The sequence below is a fragment of the Collinsella sp. LCP19S3_A6 genome (assembly GCF_052122015.1).
In the GTDB taxonomy this organism is placed as follows: domain Bacteria; phylum Actinomycetota; class Coriobacteriia; order Coriobacteriales; family Coriobacteriaceae; genus Collinsella.
Genome location: NZ_JBQKDD010000037.1, coordinates 1 through 378, shown reverse-complemented (window position 1 = coordinate 378; position 378 = coordinate 1). Strand labels below are relative to the sequence as shown.

The window sequence follows — 378 nt, the reverse complement described above, 5'->3', positions numbered from 1 at the left end:
CTACCGCTGGCCCGGCTGGATCTCGATCTGCGAGGGGCACGGCCTCGCCAGGAGCATGTCCGCCAAGGGCTGCAGCCCGGACAACGCGGCGATGGAGGGCTTCTTCGGCCTTGTTAGCGTCAATCTATTTTTCACCAGTTTCGCTAAACAGGCGCGCCGTTCGCGCAAAGGCGGTTTCACCGGTTGCGCTAACGTATTTTCACCGATTCCGGTCACGGCTCGACGGGACCGTCCCTCGGCAGGTCCTTCAGCCTGTAGGACCTGCCGGTTATCTTGACCAGGTGGCAGTGGTGGCACACCCTGTCCGCGATCGCGCTCGCCGCCACGTCGTCCCCGAACACCCTGCCCCAGCCGCTGATCCCCACGTTGGTGGTGATG

Annotated in this window: 1 protein-coding gene; it reads right to left on the bottom strand. The window is 64.0% G+C overall.

What is annotated here, in order from left to right; translation table 11 throughout:
* Positions 1-212: 212 nt before the first annotated feature.
* Positions 213-365, bottom strand: a complete 153-nt coding sequence (locus tag ACTQVX_RS08870) for an ATP-binding protein (RefSeq protein ID WP_441042590.1) — start codon at positions 363-365, stop codon at positions 213-215.
* Positions 366-378 lie beyond the last annotated feature (13 nt).